Source organism: Vibrio sp. 1F263 (assembly GCF_041439035.1).
Lineage (GTDB): Bacteria > Pseudomonadota > Gammaproteobacteria > Enterobacterales > Vibrionaceae > Vibrio > Vibrio tasmaniensis_A.
Map to the genome: position 1 here is coordinate 137,082 of NZ_JBGONI010000003.1, position 17,388 is coordinate 154,469.

Here is a 17,388-nt window from a genome sequence, read left to right on the forward strand (position 1 = left end):
AATAATCTTGATATGCGTCTAGTTTATTATTGGTCGTATTGTGTGATTTTTCAAATTTAGTGCGATATATTTCACAAAATTTGACTATTTCTTTCTTTGTCTAGCCTATCTTTTAGGTGGTCTAAAAATAGCTTGGTTCGTGTATGTGAGTAGTCAAGCTTAGGGTAGTACGCGTAAACCATCACTTCGTCGGCTGTTATATTTGGTAATACTGGAACCAGTGTCCCTTGTTTAAGATCCTCTTTGATCATTGCTTTGATGGTTAACAGTACGCCCATTCCTCGCTTCGCGGCATGAAACAAAGCCTCAGGGTTGGTGGTCGCAAAGTTACCGTTCAGAGTGATGCGTTGTCCTTTAGTTAGCGTGACTTCACGAATAGGACGCTCTCCCCATATTAAGGAGTTGTGTTGTTCTAAGTCTTGCTCGTTGATGGGATAACCATGTTTAGCCAAGTAACTTGGTGCGGCATAAAAGCTGGCTTTGTGTTCGAACAGTGGTGTTTTCTTGAAGCTTAACGAGTTGAGTTGTTCCAGTTCACGACTGATCACCAGGTCCAAGCCAAGCTCAGGTAATTGACCTGGCGTGGTGGTGATAAGCTGTACTTTAATGTCTGGATACTTTTCTAAGAAGTCGTCCATGTATTGCACGAGAAACTTAGAACCAACAGCAATGGTTGCGCCTATCTTTAGTAGGCCCGCAGGCGTTTGGTTAACCGATCGAGTTTCATCAATAATCGATTGCCAATTATCGAGCTGATCCTTGGCTCGCAGATAAAAGAGAGCTCCCGCTTCGGTTTGGCTGATTGAGCGCGTGGTGCGCTTTAATAGTTGAGTGCCGATACGTTCTTCTAACCAGTTCACTCTTTTGCTGATCGCTGAGCTGGTGGTATTGAGTTTACGCGCTGCGCCATTGAAGCTGCCTTCTTCCACCACTTTTACATAACTTTTTACGTTAAGAATCCAATCCATATTATTTCCTGTTGGGACTTAATTAAATTCCAATTTAGCTAATTATCAATTACTGGTTTTGAATGTAAACTCATCTGATGAACAAATAACAAACGAATAGGGAATTTTTTGAGCCAATCGACCTTTAAAAAAACACCGCTACTCTTAGCCATGATGATCATAGCTACAGGGCAGGTAGGGGTGAGTATCTATTTACCATCATTGCCGCTAATTGCTTCAGACTTAAGTGTGACTCAGGTAGATGTACAGCTGCTCGTTACGCTGTTTCTTGTGGGTTTTGGCTTGTCTCAGCTATTTTACGGGCCGATGTCCGATGCCGTGGGGAGAAGACCTATCTTCTTGTTAGGTCAGGGTGTTTATTTGATTGGTACTGTTGTTTGTGTTGTTTTTTCCGACAACATGACGGCGTTAGAGGTTGGTCGCTTGTTGCAAGGTCTAGGGGCGGGTAGTGCCTCGGTTCTTGGGCGAAGTGTGCTGCGCGACAGCTATGATGGCCTTCAACTGACCAAAGCACTGTCTTATATTTCGGTCACCGCTTCGATCATGCCGATTATTGCGCCCGTGTTTGGTGGTTGGATCTCATTCCACCTCGGTTGGCAGGCGGTGTTCCTGTTTGTTCTTGTGTATTTACTGGCGATATTCACTCTCGGCTATTTTGTTCTTCATGAAACTTTGCCATACGGGAAGAGCCGCTTTGAAGTCAGTCAAGTGGTCAAGAACTATGGCCGTTTGTTGACGAATCGCCAAGTGTTGAGCAGTGCCAGTTATAATTGGATGAGTTACATGGCGAGTTTGGTGTCGCTATCGCTGTTTCCATTCTTAATGCAAGAGCAATTGGGGCTGACAGCCGCTGAATACGGATCGTTGATGATAGTCCCTTCGGCTGGCTTACTGATTGGTAGCGTGGCTTTGAACTTGCTCAATCGTAGGTTTAGTACACCACAATTGATGAGTCTTGCGATTTTGATCATTTTAGCTTCAGGGACTTGGTTACTTACTCATGAGTTATCCATCTTTAACTTAGTGTGGGCATTTACGTGGTTAGCTATCGCTCAAGGTATCTCCTTCCCTCTATCGATCAGTATGCTATTAGAACCTCATAAGAAGAAAGCGGGCGCGGTGTCGGCACTGTCAGGTTCAATTCAGATGTGTTTGGCGGGTTTACTTGGTGGATATCTAGTCGAGAGTTGGGTGACGACTCACCTACAGCTCGGCGTGTTTTATCTGATTATTGGTGCTTGCATGGCTACAGTACTTTGGTCTTCAACGAGAATGAATAAGAAAGCCACAGCTACCGAAGTTGAATACAGTTAAGCAGCTGAAGTACAGACCAGTTAAACAGCTAGCTCGCTATAGTTCAGCATACAGTCGTTAATACGTTGTATTTGTATGGATGGTTTTCTACAATACCTGCGTCCATTTAATAGGTAATAAACATGCAGCAAAATGAATTTGAAGTACTGGTAAAAGCTATCTGCGCACTAGATGGCCTGCCTCAAGCACTTGAGTTATTGAAATCCAATGAGGATACAGAAGTCGCTGAGGCTGCTGGATCACTAACAGGTCAATTTGCGCTAGCTGAAGTTGAAGGCGAAAAGCGTATTTACCACGTGACGCTTCAAGAAAATGAACAAGGCGAAGAGCAAGAGTACATCGAACATGTGATGAATGAAGGCGATGACTTAATCAAATTTGCAGCTTGGTTCTTTGAAACTATGTTCGAATTAAAGCAAAAAGACACATACCAAATTGCAGGTAAAACTTACAGACAGCCAAAGCGTAGCTAGTTTTCTTAACTGTTTGTTTTCTAAGTTATTTCTTCATTTTTGTTGATTTCTAAGCAATGAGGTTTCTAAAAAACTATTTTTAAAGCAGCTCTCTTGAGCTGCTTTTTTATGGATGTTTAAATGAAAATTTGAATTGTAACTTAATGGTGATATTACACTGAAAGTGTGATTTAGATCTTGTTTTTGGGCGCTTTAAGTGTAGAATCCGCGCATAAGAAAATCGATTATGTGCGGAGATAAGCATGAATTACGAACTAGGCCACGCATACCTTGGTCAAATGGTAGCAAAAAACATGATGCACGAAGCATTGTATGGCAAGCCAAAGCCCAAAAAAGCATCATTCATTAAGCGAATGATGAAGAAAATGGCGAAATAAGCATTTTCAAAAACGGATTTTAAAAAGGCCTTAAACTTACTGGTGTCCAACTATTGGGGCTAGTTCAGTTTAAGGCCTTTTGCGTTTTAGCGATTAATGAAGGTCATCGCTCGTTTTGTTGTGGATGGACACAAAAAACACTGATTAATTCACGATCGGATTTGTAACTCTGTGTGAGTTTAGCCTGCCGATTGGTTGGACAGGTCGACAACGTTATTTGGAATGGTATCTAAACCATTTTCTTTCATCCATGCTTCTAAGTTGTCTGCTCCACCGATGTATTTACCATCGAGCCAGATCTGAGGAACGGTTACTGGTGTTTTCTCACCAATGTGCGCTTTGACCTCTGGAATCATACGATACAAAGCTGCGCTGTCTTTTACGACATCGTGGTATTGGTATTCAACACCCGCTTCATCAAGCATTTTCTTGGCCTTAACGCAGAATGGGCAGGTCGCTTTACCATAAACGATGTTGCCTTTTAGGCTGTCGCGTTTGGTCCACTCTTTAATCACAGATTGAACTAACACACCGCGGTTAAGCGCTTCGCCTTGGCTTACAACCTTGCCTTCAACAACAAGGATTGGAGCATGCCAAGAACCCAGTTTTAGCGGCTCCCACCAGTGAGACAACCAATCTTTCACTTCCAGTTCGACATCGACACCTGATAATTCATTCTCAAAAGTATCCTTAAGAATGTCTTTGGTAAGGGTACATTCCCCACATGGGATATTAACTTTAAATGGACCCCAGCTGCCTGCCCAACGGTATAGTGTAATCTTGACTGGTTTCTTCATGCTTACGGCCTCGTTTGAATTCTCTTATCCATATAGAACGGACAGTCGAACTATTTATTTCATCGATCCTAAACTTTCTTTATTTTCGCCGGTTTTTTCGTTTCCCAATGGGTAATAAATGCAACTGACGCAATAATAATAGCAGCCCCTAGCCATAAACGACCCGGTGGAACCCAACTAAATACAATCCAACCCGCTAGAACATTTAACGGTAATTTCGCGTGGTCAAAAGGTTGCACAAACGAAGCATCAGCAACTGAGTAGGCTTTTACAATTGCCCATTGAGCGAGTGCCGTCATAACACCGATAACAATCAAGATAGCCCAAATTGTACCGCCGCTTGGAGTCTGCCAATCTGGCGCGGCAAGCAGGATGTTAAATGGTGTGATCAATAGCAGCAAGTACACCACCATGGTTGAAGGACTGTCTTGCGAAGAGAGTTTTTTCACCATGAGTGAGTAGCATGCCCAGAAGAAAGCCGCGCCAACCGGTAACAGTGTTGCCCAGTTAAAGTCTTCTGCCCACGGCTCTAGAATCACCATCGCACCAGCGAAGCCGGCTAAGGTCGCGCCCCAGCGAGCAGCCCCAACTTTCTCTTTGAGGAAAAGTCCTGAGCCTATGGTTGCAAACAATGGCGACGTCATGAGAAGGGCAATGCCTTGCCAAATAGGTACTGGGTAAGCCAATGCCCATATCCAAAGTTGAATACCAATAACAGACAAGAAGACACGGAATACGTGCAACTTTAGGTTGTCGGTTTTTAGCGCGCGACGAATGCCCAGCGTTTTCAGATAAGGAAGAATAGCGAACAACGCGATGGCGTATTGAATGACGGCAACGGTGGTAGAAGTAAGTCCGAAATGAATGCTAGCGACTTGAGTTAGGCTATTAATAACGGCAAAGGCTAGGCCTGCGGTTAGCATCCAGCTAGCGCCTTGGATCGGATGGTGTTGTGACATGATGCTTCTAATTATTTGATGTGGTTCACCTATGATACGGATTTAGCACCACTTAACCAGAAAAAGCATTGATGAAGTTGGTCAGAATATTTGAATATGAAAAAGGTTGAGCAACCGCCCAACCTTTCTAGTCTCTATCTAAAGTCGATTTAGATTAGAAATCGTAGCGGACACCTAGGCGAAGTGTGTCTTCACCAGCTGTCACGATACCTTTTGCATTTTTAACTTCGTCTAAACCGTTAACGTAGTAAGAAAGGTATGTGCGGAAATTGCTGTTTAGTTTGTAGTAACCGGCTAATTCAATACCGTCGACAGCGTCTACTTTTGCTCCGCTGTTGATTTCATCTTCCTGGTAAGTATATACGACTGCAGCAGATACTTGCTTGGTGAATTTGTATTGCGCTGCAAACTCCATAGCAGTGAATGACTTAGCATCGGTACCTGTCGCTTTATCATCTAGGTCGCCTGTTGAATAAGTCGCTGCTAAGTACAGGTTGTCTAGAGAATACGCTAGGCCGGCAAGGATTTGGTCTGCGCTACCTTTATTTTCCCCTAGGTCTTCACCTGAGTAGGCTAGGCCAAGATCTAAGCCCATTGGTAGTGAGTAAACACCAGAAATGCCGTAGCCGTCAGAGTCTTTTTTGCTGTTGGTTTGGTAAGTGGCTTCTAGTTGCAGAGCATCAAAACCGCCACGGTACGCAAATACGCCATCTTCTTTATCAGAAGCTGCACCGAATGCTTGCTGCACACCAGAAAACTCAGTGATATCCGTAAAGTCAGATACGATAACTGAAGCCATATCTTGGCGACCGACAGAAATGGCTTGACCGTCAAAATCAACACCTGCGTACATGTAACGGTTTTCAAACTTATCAGAACCTGTGTCTTGCTCTGCTTCGTAGAAACCGAATGCCGTTGCAGTATCTGTAAGTTCTGTTTTACCACCAAGGTTTAAACGGAAACGAGTTTTATCTTTCATTGAACCTTCAACTTCAGCACCACCAGAACCAATGAAATCACCACGGAATTCTGCACGACCGCCAATTTTAAGTTCTGTACCATCAGAGCTGTAAACCGTTGCTGCTAACGATGAACCTGAAACTAGTGCCGCTACCACTGCAGAAGCTAGAACTGCCTTTTTCATAATCACTTACCTTGTATTTTAAAATCCGTGAGCAATGCGCTCTCCGTTTCGATATGAAACTAATCTAGAGCAGCTAAATTAAGCTTTCATTTCTGTAAAATTACATTTTCGTGAATAGGGAACTTTTTAAGTTTTGATTTTATTGCACTTTTATTTCAGGAAACTGAGTGGTTTGTGAATGGGTATACAACTCGTATTTCCTTATTCGGTTACTTTTTCAAGTTTCTATTTGGGTGAGGTGATAATGATATGGGTGAACCTTATGGTGAGGTTAGAGCTTCTTCATCTTATTAACTGTTTGTACTGATTAAGATATCCTCTATGATGCCAAAACTTAGAAAAGAATAAATTTTGCTCAACAAGATGGAGACGTTGGATGAAAACAGAGTACTTAGGCGATGTTTTACAAGGTAGGCAGGTTATTGGCGCCTTAAATGTTGAAGACTTACCGATTGGAGAGCATCAGTTTTGGTTTCAAGTAACCAGTGATGGGTTAGGGCAACCTAAAAACATGCCGGTTTCTGTTTTCAAAGGCAGTCAAGACGGCCCGAAGTTGATGATCACTGCCGGGATTCACGGTGATGAGCTAAACGGTGTGTTGGCTGCTCAGCAAATTATCCGAGATTTAGTAGGCAAAACATTAAAAGGCACGGTGACAGTTGTACCAACTGTGAATTTGTCTGGCTTGCTTAACCACAGCCGCGATTTTATCTCTTCGGATCCGGGCTCTTGCCCTGCCAACCTTAATCGACTCTTTCCGGGGGATGCACACGGCTTAGCCGCGGAGCGATTCGTCGCATCTCTGTGGGATCGCTTACTCAAACACAACGCGACATTTGCTGTTGATCTACATACCCAAACTCGTGGTGCGGTGTATCCACTTTATGTGTTTGCTGATTACCGAGTAAAGCAATGCTTGGAGATGGCGAGGTTAATGCTGCCCGATTGTGTTCTTAATGATCCCGGCGATCCGGGTATTCTTGAAACGGTCTGGAATCGAAGTGGAATTCCGAGCATTACAGTGGAAGTAGGGATGGGGAAATTTACTCAACCTGACATGATTCAACGAGCCGTAGATGGTGTTTTCAATATTCTTTCTTACTACGAGATGCTTGATGCTGAAGGTTTAAGAGACAAAAAGCCACTGCCGAGTATAGATTGGATAGAGGGCAATAATGTGGTGTCTATCCGCGCTGATATTGGTGGCTTTGTGTTGCCTCAGGTCGAGCTTTTACAAAGCGTAGAGCAAGATGATCTTTTGGCGATTCAATATGACGCTTTTGGTAACGAATGTCGTCGTTATCATGCGCTGTCTGCCGGACGTGTACTTAGCTATAACGTGGATGCATTAAGGGAGCCAGGGGCTCTTGTCTGTCGACTATTGAGTTGAGATGCTTTTAGTTGAGAAGCTCTCAGTTGGTAAGTACTGAGTTGAAAAGCTCTTCGGCGGGCGTCTCTTTGTCAATCTGGTGCATCGTCACTTGAAACGTGTAAAAAAAAGACCGAGCAGGGCTCGGTCTGATAGTTTTTCTCGGGAGTAACAGCTTTTAGCGTAACTAGTATCGCTTTAAGATCTCGATGATCGCTTGATCTGTTTCCGCTGCGATAATGGCATCAATGTCATCATCATTTTGGAACAACTCTGATAGCGCCATAATAGTATGGATATGGCTATCTGAGTCCATCGCTGCCAGAGTGATTGAAAGGTAAACGTCACCGTTGTCTTCCGACTCTAAATCAACACCTTTTTTGAATACTGTCACCTGCAGTGATGCTTCGTTCACACCATCTTCAGGACGAGCATGAGGCATCGCAATCTTTGGTGCTAGAACATAGTACGCGCCGATGTCTTTGTGCTTTTGCTTGATAGCTTCAACATAGCTTGCTTCAATTTTCTTGCTTGCTAACAGTGTTGAACAGGTTAAATCAATCGCAGCATCAACCGTTAGGTTCTCTTCAGAGTTGATGATAACGCCTTGGTTACCGATTAAATCGAATAGGCTCATGAAACAATCCATCCTAGAATCAGACCAACAACACCGAAGTCGAAGTCAGCAAATGTTGTCGCTTCAAGCCCAAGACCACCTAGTACTGGAAGTAGTAGCATTGGTAGGAAAGAGATACACAGACCTTGCGTGAATGAACCTAGAATTGCACCACGTAGACCGCCAGTAGCGTTACCGTAAACACCTGCCGCACCACCTACGAAGAAGTGTGGAACCACACCCGCTACAATGATTGTCCACCCAAGTGCACCTTGAACTGCCATTGCTAGTAGGCCTGCCGCGAAAGAACAAAGGAAACCGATTAGTACCGCGTTTGGTGCTACTGGGAATACCATAGGGCAGTCTAGAGCAGGTTTTGCTCCTGGTACTAGTTTGTCAGAGATACCTTTAAATGCAGGAACGATTTCAGCAATTAGCATCTTCACACCTTGCAATACGATGTAAACACCACCAGCAAAGATTAGAGATTGCATGAAGGTAAATACAACCCAGTTTTGACCGCTTGATACTGTTTCTACAAACTCGCCGCCCGCAATAATAGACGCAAGCATGAAGAAGATAGCCATTGTTGTTGCTACGGCTACTGGCGTATCACGCAGGAACATTAAGCTTTTAGGAACTTGGATGTCTTCTGTTGATTTTGATGTGTCACCGAATTTGCTACCAATGAAGCCAGACACGATGTAAGACAGTGTCGAGAAGTGACCAATAGCCAGTTGATCAGTACCCATCACTTTTTCAGTGTACTTTTGGCCTAGCGCTGGCATCACAACCATTAATGTACCCACAATGATAGAGCCGATTGCGACTAGAACTGTGCCTTCAATGTTTGCTGTAGACAGAATTACCGCTACTAGCATAGACATGAACATTGTGTGGTGACCCGTTAAGAAAATATATTTTAAAGGAGTAATACGAGCCAATAAAATATTCACAACGAATGCGAAGAACATAATTAGAGCCATTTCATAACCGAATGCTTCTTGTGCTAATGCAACAATTGCTTCGTTATTTGGAATAACACCACTTACGCCGAATGCTTCAGTAAATACAACTGAGAAGTTATTTAGTGCGCCAACAAGAGCGCCAGCACCAAAACCTAAAATTAGGAAACCCATTACGGTTTTAATTGTGCCTTTTAGAATGGTGGAAATATCAGCTTTCTGTGCAACAAGGCCAATGAAAGCAATTAAGCCTACCATGATTGCTGGCTCTTTTAATAAGCCGAGCATGAATTCGAAAAAGTTCTGCATAATTTTGACCTTACATGAAAGTTTTTAGTTGTTCTTCGATTGATGCTTTGTCAAAAATATTTTTAAGGCTGATTATGTTCTCTTTTCCGCCTTCTTTCAGTTGGTTTGCAACGTCTGTCGCTGCTACCCAAATATCCGCGTTGCTTGATGCAGCTGATGACAGATCTTCGTGATCAACTTCCGCTTCGAAACCGATTTTTTTAGCCACTTCTTTCACTGCCATTTCCATCATTAGTGAAGTACCAAGGCCGTTACCGCAAACTACAAGAATCTTTTTCATAATATTTGTCTCAATTGGATTTTAGGGGTTGAGAAACTGCGTTCTCTTATTGTGTGGGAGCATAGTAATGGAAATATTGAGATTCCAATAAGATCTCCATCACAAAGCTAAAATGAGATTGTGACGGAGGTCTCGCTTGTGTGTGGTAAAAATCCAGAGTGAGACTTTGATCAAATTTAACTTTTCACACGAATATGCAACGTATCTATTGAGAAAGGTTGGGGGGAATGTATTTGTCTATTGGAATGTAAATATATAGAGGGTCTGTTGAAGAAAATAGAGAATTAATCGTATCGACCGTAGTCGGTAAGCATTTTCTTAAGCATGCTATTAACGTCTTTGGTCTTTTTATTTCTTTTAGTTAGTTGGCTAAGAGAAGTCGGTTTTGGCGAGGTAACATTTTCACCATCTATTTCTTCGGTTTTATCTTTCATTTTCTGTACGGCAGGCAATAACATTCTAATTTCTTCATTATTGATATTGGTCAGAACCACAATATTTTCAGATTCAACTTGGGTAATAGTTAATATGCCATGCTTAACGGATTCAACCTTTTCACCAATCATAATTGATTCAGGTGCGACAGAGCGATCGGTTAACTGACCTGTACGTAATTTCGCCGCACTGATAGCGCGGATATTTCCGGTGTTTTCAAACGCAACAATAACAGTATAGGTATTATAATACTCAACTACTGTCACATAGCCGTGTCTATTTGTTTTGAATCTAGCTCCATTGTTCATGTCGTGCGGAGCTTCCATTTTCTTCACGTGTTTCCTCTCTTAGTCTCAATGGCAGTTATATCTAATCAGCTCGTCTCGTTTTATAGATAATGAATGGGTGAGATAATACAAAGTATATACGCATCTAAACTTAAGATGAATCTTGAAGTCATAGTAAATGAGGGAGAACACAGAAAAGTGGTAATAATCACACAGAATTAACCGAGAGGTTACGCAGCTCTCTACATAGGTTGAACATATCACATTCATTTCATGATCTTCATTTACAACGCCTGCTGCTTAAAGTTTTATTGGGTAATTACTCAATAAAACCAACCTGATATGTGAGCCAATTTATATAAATAAGAATTGTATAAATTATTGATTTAATGAATGTTTACTGAGTAAGACAATTTTTGTTAGAACACCATCTTCAAAACAATAAGATAGGTAAATCTAATGACAAAACTCGTCAGTTTGCTCCTTGCCACAATCACGCTAGGGCTTTCAGGTTGTGCAACAGTATTAACTCCAGAACAGAGTGCGCCACAATTGAGTGTCGTACCTCAAGAAAAAGCACTGACTATTGCAGTGATTGATAAACGCCCATACGTTTTAGACCAAGATAAAGAGCCAAAGTTTGAGGGCATTATCCGTAGTTCTCTCGGTATTCCTTATTCACACAACACGGCGACACAACAGCCGATGTCTCAGTTTTTGACGGATAGACTTGTTGCGGGCTTAAAGAAGCAGCAAGTGACGGTGGACTCAGTCGAGACGACACCAAACGAAGACATCACTAAAGTCGCTGAGCAGATGAAAGCGTTCGACAATAAATCGATGATGTTCGTCTTGAATGAATGGAAATATGATTTCCATGCGTTTACGGATAACTCTTGGTACAACGTAAATGTGATTATTTACGACGAAGTAGGTAAGAAACTGCTGAGCAAAAATTTCCAAGGCGAGAACGATGTGCCAGATGGTGGTGTGATCATTAATGAAATGCAGCTTATCTATAAACAACGTTTCGAAGAGATCTTCCAAGACGTTGAAGTGAAAAGTGCATTGCTTAATTAATTTTGCCCATTTCGATAATATCCTTTAGAAAGCCACACTTTGTGGCTTTTTATTTTAAACTTCCTGCCTCGACGTTCTTTTTGACTGATAAGTTAAAAATGACGATAAACACTGCGTTTTGTTTAATCCTTGACCGCGCGATCGTTTGCGTTGAAAAATGTGATGAAAGTCTCACTTAACTGTTTATACTTCTTTTCCGGTTTTAAGCCGGTGCTTAGCCAATACAAGCCGTCACATGGATATGTGAATGACCCCACGGACCGGACCAGCTACGTTCCACTGCTTGTATAAGGTGATTTTTACATGAACAACTCGTTGTTACATTCGCTAACCCTGTTAGCTCCTTCATCGCGTAGCGTTTTGCTTGCGGTTCTTTGTCCTATTCCTTTGATGTCATTCGTTTGGCTCATGTTCACTCTTTAAGGATTACTAGGACACATTATGAATATTCTATTTGGTTTTGTCGGTGTTCTTGCACTGATTGCTTGTGCGTACCTGCTATCTGAAAGTCGTTCTTCGATTAACTGGAAAACAGTCTCTCGTGCACTATTACTTCAAATCGGCTTCGCGGCTTTGGTGTTATATTTCCCTTGGGGACAATTGGCGCTAACAAGCCTAAGTAATGGCGTTTCTAGCCTGCTTGGTTTTGCAGACGCTGGTATCGCATTCCTTTTCGGCGACCTTGCAACTGAAGGTTTCATTTTCGCGATACGCGTACTTCCAATCATTATCTTCTTCAGTGCTCTGATTTCTGCACTTTACTACCTCGGCATCATGCAAAAAGTGATTCAAATCTTGGGTGGAGCGGTGCAAAAACTGCTGGGCACCAGTAAAGCTGAATCCTTGGTAGCAACAGGTAATATCTTCCTTTCTCAGGGTGAGTCTCCTCTTCTTATTCGTCCGTTTTTAAAGTCTATGACTCGTTCGGAACTGTTTGCTGTAATGGCAGGTGGTATGGCGTCCGTAGCGGGCAGTGTGCTTGGTGGTTATGCTGGTTTAGGTGTTGAACTTAAATACCTTATCGCAGCAAGTTTCATGGCAGCTCCAGGTAGTCTGTTAATGGCGAAGATCATCGTTCCAGAGCGCAGTACACCAAGTGACTACGACCATATCGAACTCGATAAAGCTGACCAAAGCAACGTGATCGATGCACTGGCAAGCGGCGCGATGAACGGTATGAAAGTCGCGGTGGCTGTCGGTACTATGTTGATTGCATTCGTGAGTGTGATTGCGATGGTGAACACTGGCCTAGAAAGCTTAGGTGAGACGTTTGGTTTTGCGGGTATTACGCTGCAAGCTATCTTTGGTTACCTGTTCTCACCACTAGCATGGCTGATCGGTATCCCGAGTGATGAAGTATTGATGGCGGGTTCTTACATTGGTCAGAAGATCGTAATGAACGAGTTTGTTGCTTTCATCGACTTCGTTGAAAACAAAGCGCTGTTATCTGAACATAGCCAAGTCATCGTCACTTTTGCTCTATGTGGTTTTGCTAACATTGGTTCTATTGCTATTCAGCTGGGTTCAATCGGTGTTATGGCACCAGAGCGTCGTGCTGAAGTGGCAAACTTAGGCTTGAAAGCAGTCGCTGCTGGTACGCTTGCAAACCTAATGAGTGCGTGTTTAGCGGGTATCTTCATCCTGCTTTAAGCGAGATTCAGTTCAAGCGCCTAAATTTAGTTAAAGCGCCTAAATTCAGTTGAAGCGGGCACCTTTCTTGCGGATTTAACGTGAGAAGGGTGTCCGCTTTTTTGTGCCTGCTCGTTAAGTTGATTCAGATTTTGAACCACCACTTTTATTGCTATGCGGTGTATAAGGCTCACTCGGAAGAGTAATAGAGCAAGCCTGTTTTATCCGATATACTTGAATATCATTAGGTTGCGATTAATAGCATTCGGCTTCAATTAAGAAAATCCGGTTTCTATTAAGAACACTCGGTTTCGAATAAGAATATTCCGTTCCGACTAAGAATACGGCAACCAAGCTCAAATTTATCAAGGGTCTCTCTATGAACATGCGCGTTCTTATCGGTCTTATTACTACCTTCATTGGCTTGTTTGCGATGGTTTATCTTATTGCTGGTGGTACTCAGTTTCCTCTCTATCAGTGGCCGCAAGAAGCGTATCTCGGTTTAGTGTTTAGCGTAGTATGGGGCACTGGCGTTGCTGCATCGGTGGCTTATGTCTTCTCAGCTTTGGTGTTTGTGACTGTCGCCGTGGTTTGCTATGCGGTCGGTTATAAGATTGGTGGACTCTTTTCTTCAAATTCTGACGTCTAAGTTTATTGAGGCGTACTTATGTTCATTGAAGTGAGATTTGTTTGAATGCACTGGCTCGATCGTTGGAAAGTGTATCGCTATCATCGAAAGCAGGCTAACCGCTCGAATGGCGACAAGGCTAAAGCTTTAGGGTGGACTAGCGAAGAGAGCCAATTGTGTCGCTTTGAAGTGATTGCTCGTTCGGCTGACTTCGAAAAGAAGAGTATTTTAGATTTGGGTTGTGGCTATGGCGAGCTGTTTGAACTGCTCGACAGCATCTATCGCATTCAATCTTACACCGGCGTTGACCAACACGCAGGCTTTTTAAAGAAGGCGAAGCAGAGTTATACAGAAGATCGTTGTCGGTTTTTGTCGGGTGATATGAGCCAAATGAGCCTTGAGGTACACGATGTAGTTATCGCCAGTGGCTCATTGAATTACATCTCTCGCGACTCGGATTATCTGACTAACATGATTACTCGTATGTTTGGACTAGCGAATCAGACGGTGATTTTTAATCTGCTCAATTCAAGCCAATATCCTTCACGTAATACCTTGATGAGTTATCACCCTCAAGGCGTATATCGATTCTGTAAAACACTCTGTGATGATGTTTCCTTGATAGAAGGTTACGCTGAAGGGGATTTCACGATAGTGATGAACAAAATCTGCCCCTGAACATAAGACTAAGCTTGAGTGAAGTGATTGTTTGGTAAGAGTTAAAAAGCCGCAGACCTTGAGAGATTTGCGGCTTTTGGGGTTTTAAAATCAACTTAAGTATTACTGCTAGTGCTTCAGCGGTTGATTTTCAAGCAGTCCGTAAGGGATGTTAGTAAATACTTTTGGGTTACCTTCATAAGTCGGTGCTTCGTTCACTTGCTGCCAATCGAGTAGCATGATAGCGAGTACGTTGCGGTGCTCTCCATACTTGAGATCAAAATCACCGGTGACTGAAGGGATCATACCTTTTGTCTTATCGATAGATGCCTGGATTGCGAGCCTAGTTTTCTCTACAACCGGGTCATTCTCTAGACCGGCTAATAAGAAAGTCAACCCAACCTCAGCAATCACATCCTCTTTAGCTCGTAACAGGATAGTATCGATGTTTTCTCTGAAGTAATCGTAGATCCATTGGTGTTCTTGCTCGCTTACTTGGTGCTGGTAATACTCAGAATCTCCAAAGATCACATGTGTCATACCATAGATCTTATTGCCGTATTGCTGGCTTGAAAGCTTCTTGTCGTTATCGTCTGGGTAGGCTTTTTTGAAGGTATCGACAAATTCATCAACGACATCTTGTTCACCCAATTGGCGTAGCCAGTAAACTTGATTAGCGAGTTGGGCTGCCCACGCTTTCACCATATCTTCATTGGTCACGTATCGTGAAAAGTCATAACGACGAATAATCTCGCGCAGTTTGACATCGTTCTTGTGTTCTAAACCGTACTCATTGGCGCGCGCCATAGAGCCGAGAAGGTCAACACCAAGATATAGATATTCTGGCATGTGCTTGGTGATGTTGTAGCGTCGAACACTGCGTTCATCGCTGTCGCCAACATAGGAAGCAACACGCTTTTCTGAGTACAGTACGATTTGTTCCATGGTGTGAACATCATTCGATAAGCGGCTGAGCTTACTTGCGACACGTGCCATGTCACTCCATACCGCGGCAGAATATTTGTCGTCTAATGTTTGTCGATACATACGCAAACCATAGTGACCCTCTTTGAATGCAGGCAGAGTGTAAAGTTGGCTTTCGTAGGTTGTGCGAATCAGATCGGCGGATTGTTTAAAAGATTGCTCTTGAGAGTCGAGAACACCAGCTTGTAATTGAATACTTGGTACGCTTGTTGCTTGTATGTTAACAGGCTCTTGTATAGTAACAGTCTGTTGTGTGTCAAAAGCCGTTAGCGTATCTGAAGTAGCTTGTGCGTGAACCGCAACCGCAACTGAGATTGATAACAATGTGCACAGAGTTAGCGTTTTTAGCTTCATGTTCGTAAGGTACCAAGCTGATTAATTGTGAATATAAAATAACACTCATGAATCTTTCAATGTAAGGTTTTGGTCAATACATTGTAATCTTTAATAAGATTGATTCGATATTTGGTTCAGTAATCAATGTGTCTAATGGACTTTAAGTGATGAATGACTCAATAATGAAATGAGCACTAGGCTAAGTGTATGTATTTAAATAGCTTAACGGCATACTTAAAGAGTTAGTCTGATATGAGCAAATTTAAGAACAAAAAGGTTTAGGGGGTCTGAATGCCAAGTGGTTCTAGCAAGCAATGGCCTGCCAAATTATTATCTTTACTGTTTTTTTTAGTGGTAATGAGTGCTATCGAGTTTTTTCACTCTAAAGAGTTATCCTACCTGAAAGATGAATCCTACTCTGAGGCAAAAAAGCAGCTATCGATCATTCGTTCTCGAATCGAAGCCGCGATCGTGTCAGATATGTATATCCTCAATAATTTTTCGACCTTAGTGACCATAAACCCTGATGGTGAGGTGAAAAATTGGGACAAGATTGCTGAAAGTATTATTAAAGATGGTTTCCATATTCGTCTTATTGGGCTAGCCAAAGACGACATTCTAAACTTTGTTTACCCTATGGAAGGCAATGAGCAGATTCTCGGTATTAATTATCGTGATTATCCAGACCAATGGGAGTCTGTTGAGATAGCCCGTAATCTTGGCAACACCTTTATTGCCGGCCCTTTTGAGTTGTTTCAAGGCGGGCAAGCCCTCATTACGCGCACTCCGATCTTTCGAGACCCGCCTTTTAACGAAGACTATTGGGGTGTATCCAGTGCCGTTATTAGTTTAGATGAGCTGTTTGAAGATGTCGGAATCGGCAAGATCGAGAACAAGTATGAACTCGCGATTCGTGGTGCAAACAGTTCAGGTAAAGATGGTGCAGTCTTTTATGGCACTCAAGGTGTGTTCGACAATGCGTTTGCCACTGAACAGGTGAGTTTCCCACATGGTGGTTGGTACCTTGCTCTTTCTGGTAACGAACATGTATTGATGGATGAACCTTGGTATCGAATTCAAGCGGTAAGGCTGGTGGGTTACTCCATAATGGTAGTGCTGGCGTTTGCCTTCTTTACTATTTATCGCCTGTACCGAATTGCAGATAGCCGCTCTATGCATGATGAACTCACCATGTTACCTAATCGTCGATACTTTATGTACAGCCTAAAGCAGGCGTTCAAAGTCACCCAAAAGCAGAGAGCAAGAACCTTTGCTGTGGTAAATATCGATCTTGATGGCTTTAAAGCGATCAATGATACTTTTGGGCATGCGGCTGGCGATCAGGTGCTTATTGAGTGTGCTAATCGCATTAAGAGCGAGTTACGTGGTTCAGATATCGTTGCGAGAATCGGTGGTGATGAGTTCTTAGTTTTGTTACCACGCATCATTGATGATCAACATGTCTCTTCGATTGTAGCTAAACTTCGAAGAGCGATATGTAGCACACCTGTTGTTTATGATACGCACTCGATTTATCTTCGAATTAGCGTTGGTTGGGTAATTCATAGCAATAACTACAGTGATGTCGATGCACTACTCAAAGCAGCTGATGAAAAAATGTACGAACAGAAACGACAAATTTTATAGGTTGGATTGGATCTGTTATTAGAATTTAGTTGCTGAATGTGGGGAAAAGCCTCAGAATACCGCGCTTTGCTCTTTATCAATCCTATTGATGAGCGAAAGCTGTAGCAACGACTTCTTTCTGCGCGTTGCTCATA

General features: G+C 42.7%; 18 protein-coding genes. 9 read left to right on the top strand and 9 right to left on the bottom strand.

Annotated elements, in window-relative coordinates:
• Window positions 1–71: 71 nt before the first annotated feature.
• Window positions 72–968: a LysR family transcriptional regulator gene (locus ACED25_RS03115; protein WP_009845717.1), complete on the bottom strand. Its 897-nt coding sequence runs from the start codon at window positions 966–968 to the stop codon at window positions 72–74.
• A gap of 108 nt (window positions 969–1,076) precedes the next feature.
• Here ACED25_RS03115 and ACED25_RS03120 point away from each other — a divergent pair, with 108 nt between their 5' ends.
• The 3 genes from ACED25_RS03120 to ACED25_RS03130 all read left to right on the top strand — a co-directional run bounded on the left by ACED25_RS03120 (window position 1,077) and on the right by ACED25_RS03130 (window position 3,132).
• Window positions 1,077–2,282, top strand: coding sequence for a multidrug effflux MFS transporter (locus ACED25_RS03120; protein ID WP_371694605.1), 1,206 nt, complete (start codon window positions 1,077–1,079; stop codon window positions 2,280–2,282).
• A gap of 122 nt (window positions 2,283–2,404) precedes the next feature.
• Window positions 2,405–2,755, top strand: coding sequence for a hypothetical protein (locus ACED25_RS03125; protein WP_004731829.1), 351 nt, complete (start codon window positions 2,405–2,407; stop codon window positions 2,753–2,755).
• 242 nt (window positions 2,756–2,997) lie between these two features.
• Window positions 2,998–3,132: a hypothetical protein gene (locus ACED25_RS03130; RefSeq protein WP_012600279.1), complete on the top strand. Its 135-nt coding sequence runs from the start codon at window positions 2,998–3,000 to the stop codon at window positions 3,130–3,132.
• Window positions 3,133–3,311: 179 nt separating this feature from the next.
• On the opposite strand, the gene ACED25_RS03135 is transcribed toward ACED25_RS03130, so the two are convergent.
• The 3 genes from ACED25_RS03135 to ACED25_RS03145 form a co-directional block, all read right to left on the bottom strand.
• Entirely contained in the window at window positions 3,312–3,929 is a 618-nt protein-coding gene (locus tag ACED25_RS03135; protein WP_371694606.1) for a glutaredoxin domain-containing protein, read from the bottom strand.
• 68 nt (window positions 3,930–3,997) lie between these two features.
• Window positions 3,998–4,888 (bottom strand): DMT family transporter, encoded by an 891-nt coding sequence (locus ACED25_RS03140; protein ID WP_017097059.1) that lies wholly within the window; start codon window positions 4,886–4,888, stop codon window positions 3,998–4,000.
• Window positions 4,889–5,042: 154 nt separating this feature from the next.
• Window positions 5,043–6,032 carry a porin gene (locus ACED25_RS03145; protein ID WP_029223821.1) on the bottom strand — a complete coding sequence of 330 codons (990 nt, stop codon included), beginning with the start codon at window positions 6,030–6,032 and terminating at the stop codon, window positions 5,043–5,045.
• Between the two features lie 376 nt (window positions 6,033–6,408).
• Between ACED25_RS03145 and ACED25_RS03150 the strand changes: the two genes are divergently transcribed.
• Entirely contained in the window at window positions 6,409–7,422 is a 1,014-nt protein-coding gene (locus ACED25_RS03150) for a succinylglutamate desuccinylase/aspartoacylase family protein (protein ID WP_371694607.1), read from the top strand.
• Window positions 7,423–7,588: 166 nt separating this feature from the next.
• On the opposite strand, the gene ACED25_RS03155 is transcribed toward ACED25_RS03150, so the two are convergent.
• The 4 genes from ACED25_RS03155 to ACED25_RS03170 form a co-directional block, all read right to left on the bottom strand.
• On the bottom strand, window positions 7,589–8,038 hold the full coding sequence (locus tag ACED25_RS03155; RefSeq protein WP_041473047.1) for a PTS sugar transporter subunit IIA: 450 nt from the start codon (window positions 8,036–8,038) through the stop codon (window positions 7,589–7,591).
• On the bottom strand, window positions 8,035–9,291 hold the full coding sequence (locus ACED25_RS03160) for a PTS ascorbate transporter subunit IIC (RefSeq protein WP_009845708.1): 1,257 nt from the start codon (window positions 9,289–9,291) through the stop codon (window positions 8,035–8,037). The genes ACED25_RS03155 and ACED25_RS03160 overlap by 4 nt, the downstream gene beginning before the upstream one ends.
• A gap of 10 nt (window positions 9,292–9,301) precedes the next feature.
• Window positions 9,302–9,571 (bottom strand): PTS sugar transporter subunit IIB, encoded by a 270-nt coding sequence (locus tag ACED25_RS03165; protein ID WP_009845707.1) that lies wholly within the window; start codon window positions 9,569–9,571, stop codon window positions 9,302–9,304.
• 284 nt (window positions 9,572–9,855) lie between these two features.
• Complete coding sequence (locus ACED25_RS03170; RefSeq protein ID WP_009845706.1) at window positions 9,856–10,332, bottom strand: hypothetical protein; 477 nt, start codon at window positions 10,330–10,332, stop codon at window positions 9,856–9,858.
• A gap of 420 nt (window positions 10,333–10,752) precedes the next feature.
• On the opposite strand from ACED25_RS03170, the gene ACED25_RS03175 reads away from it, so the two are divergent.
• The 4 genes from ACED25_RS03175 to ACED25_RS03190 all read left to right on the top strand — a co-directional run bounded on the left by ACED25_RS03175 (window position 10,753) and on the right by ACED25_RS03190 (window position 14,308).
• Entirely contained in the window at window positions 10,753–11,373 is a 621-nt protein-coding gene (locus tag ACED25_RS03175; RefSeq protein ID WP_017100968.1) for a hypothetical protein, read from the top strand.
• 441 nt (window positions 11,374–11,814) lie between these two features.
• Window positions 11,815–13,023, top strand: coding sequence for a NupC/NupG family nucleoside CNT transporter (locus ACED25_RS03180; RefSeq protein ID WP_009845705.1), 1,209 nt, complete (start codon window positions 11,815–11,817; stop codon window positions 13,021–13,023).
• Between the two features lie 358 nt (window positions 13,024–13,381).
• On the top strand, window positions 13,382–13,651 hold the full coding sequence (locus tag ACED25_RS03185; RefSeq protein WP_371694608.1) for a hypothetical protein: 270 nt from the start codon (window positions 13,382–13,384) through the stop codon (window positions 13,649–13,651).
• Window positions 13,652–13,696: 45 nt separating this feature from the next.
• Window positions 13,697–14,308 carry a trans-aconitate 2-methyltransferase gene (locus ACED25_RS03190; protein ID WP_065678147.1) on the top strand — a complete coding sequence of 204 codons (612 nt, stop codon included), beginning with the start codon at window positions 13,697–13,699 and terminating at the stop codon, window positions 14,306–14,308.
• Window positions 14,309–14,416: 108 nt separating this feature from the next.
• Here the strand turns inward: ACED25_RS03190 and ACED25_RS03195 are convergent, their stop codons facing one another.
• Window positions 14,417–15,625 carry a DUF3541 domain-containing protein gene (locus ACED25_RS03195; RefSeq protein WP_371694609.1) on the bottom strand — a complete coding sequence of 403 codons (1,209 nt, stop codon included), beginning with the start codon at window positions 15,623–15,625 and terminating at the stop codon, window positions 14,417–14,419.
• 273 nt (window positions 15,626–15,898) lie between these two features.
• Here ACED25_RS03195 and ACED25_RS03200 point away from each other — a divergent pair, with 273 nt between their 5' ends.
• On the top strand, window positions 15,899–17,254 hold the full coding sequence (locus tag ACED25_RS03200; RefSeq protein ID WP_371694610.1) for a diguanylate cyclase: 1,356 nt from the start codon (window positions 15,899–15,901) through the stop codon (window positions 17,252–17,254).
• Window positions 17,255–17,388 lie beyond the last annotated feature (134 nt).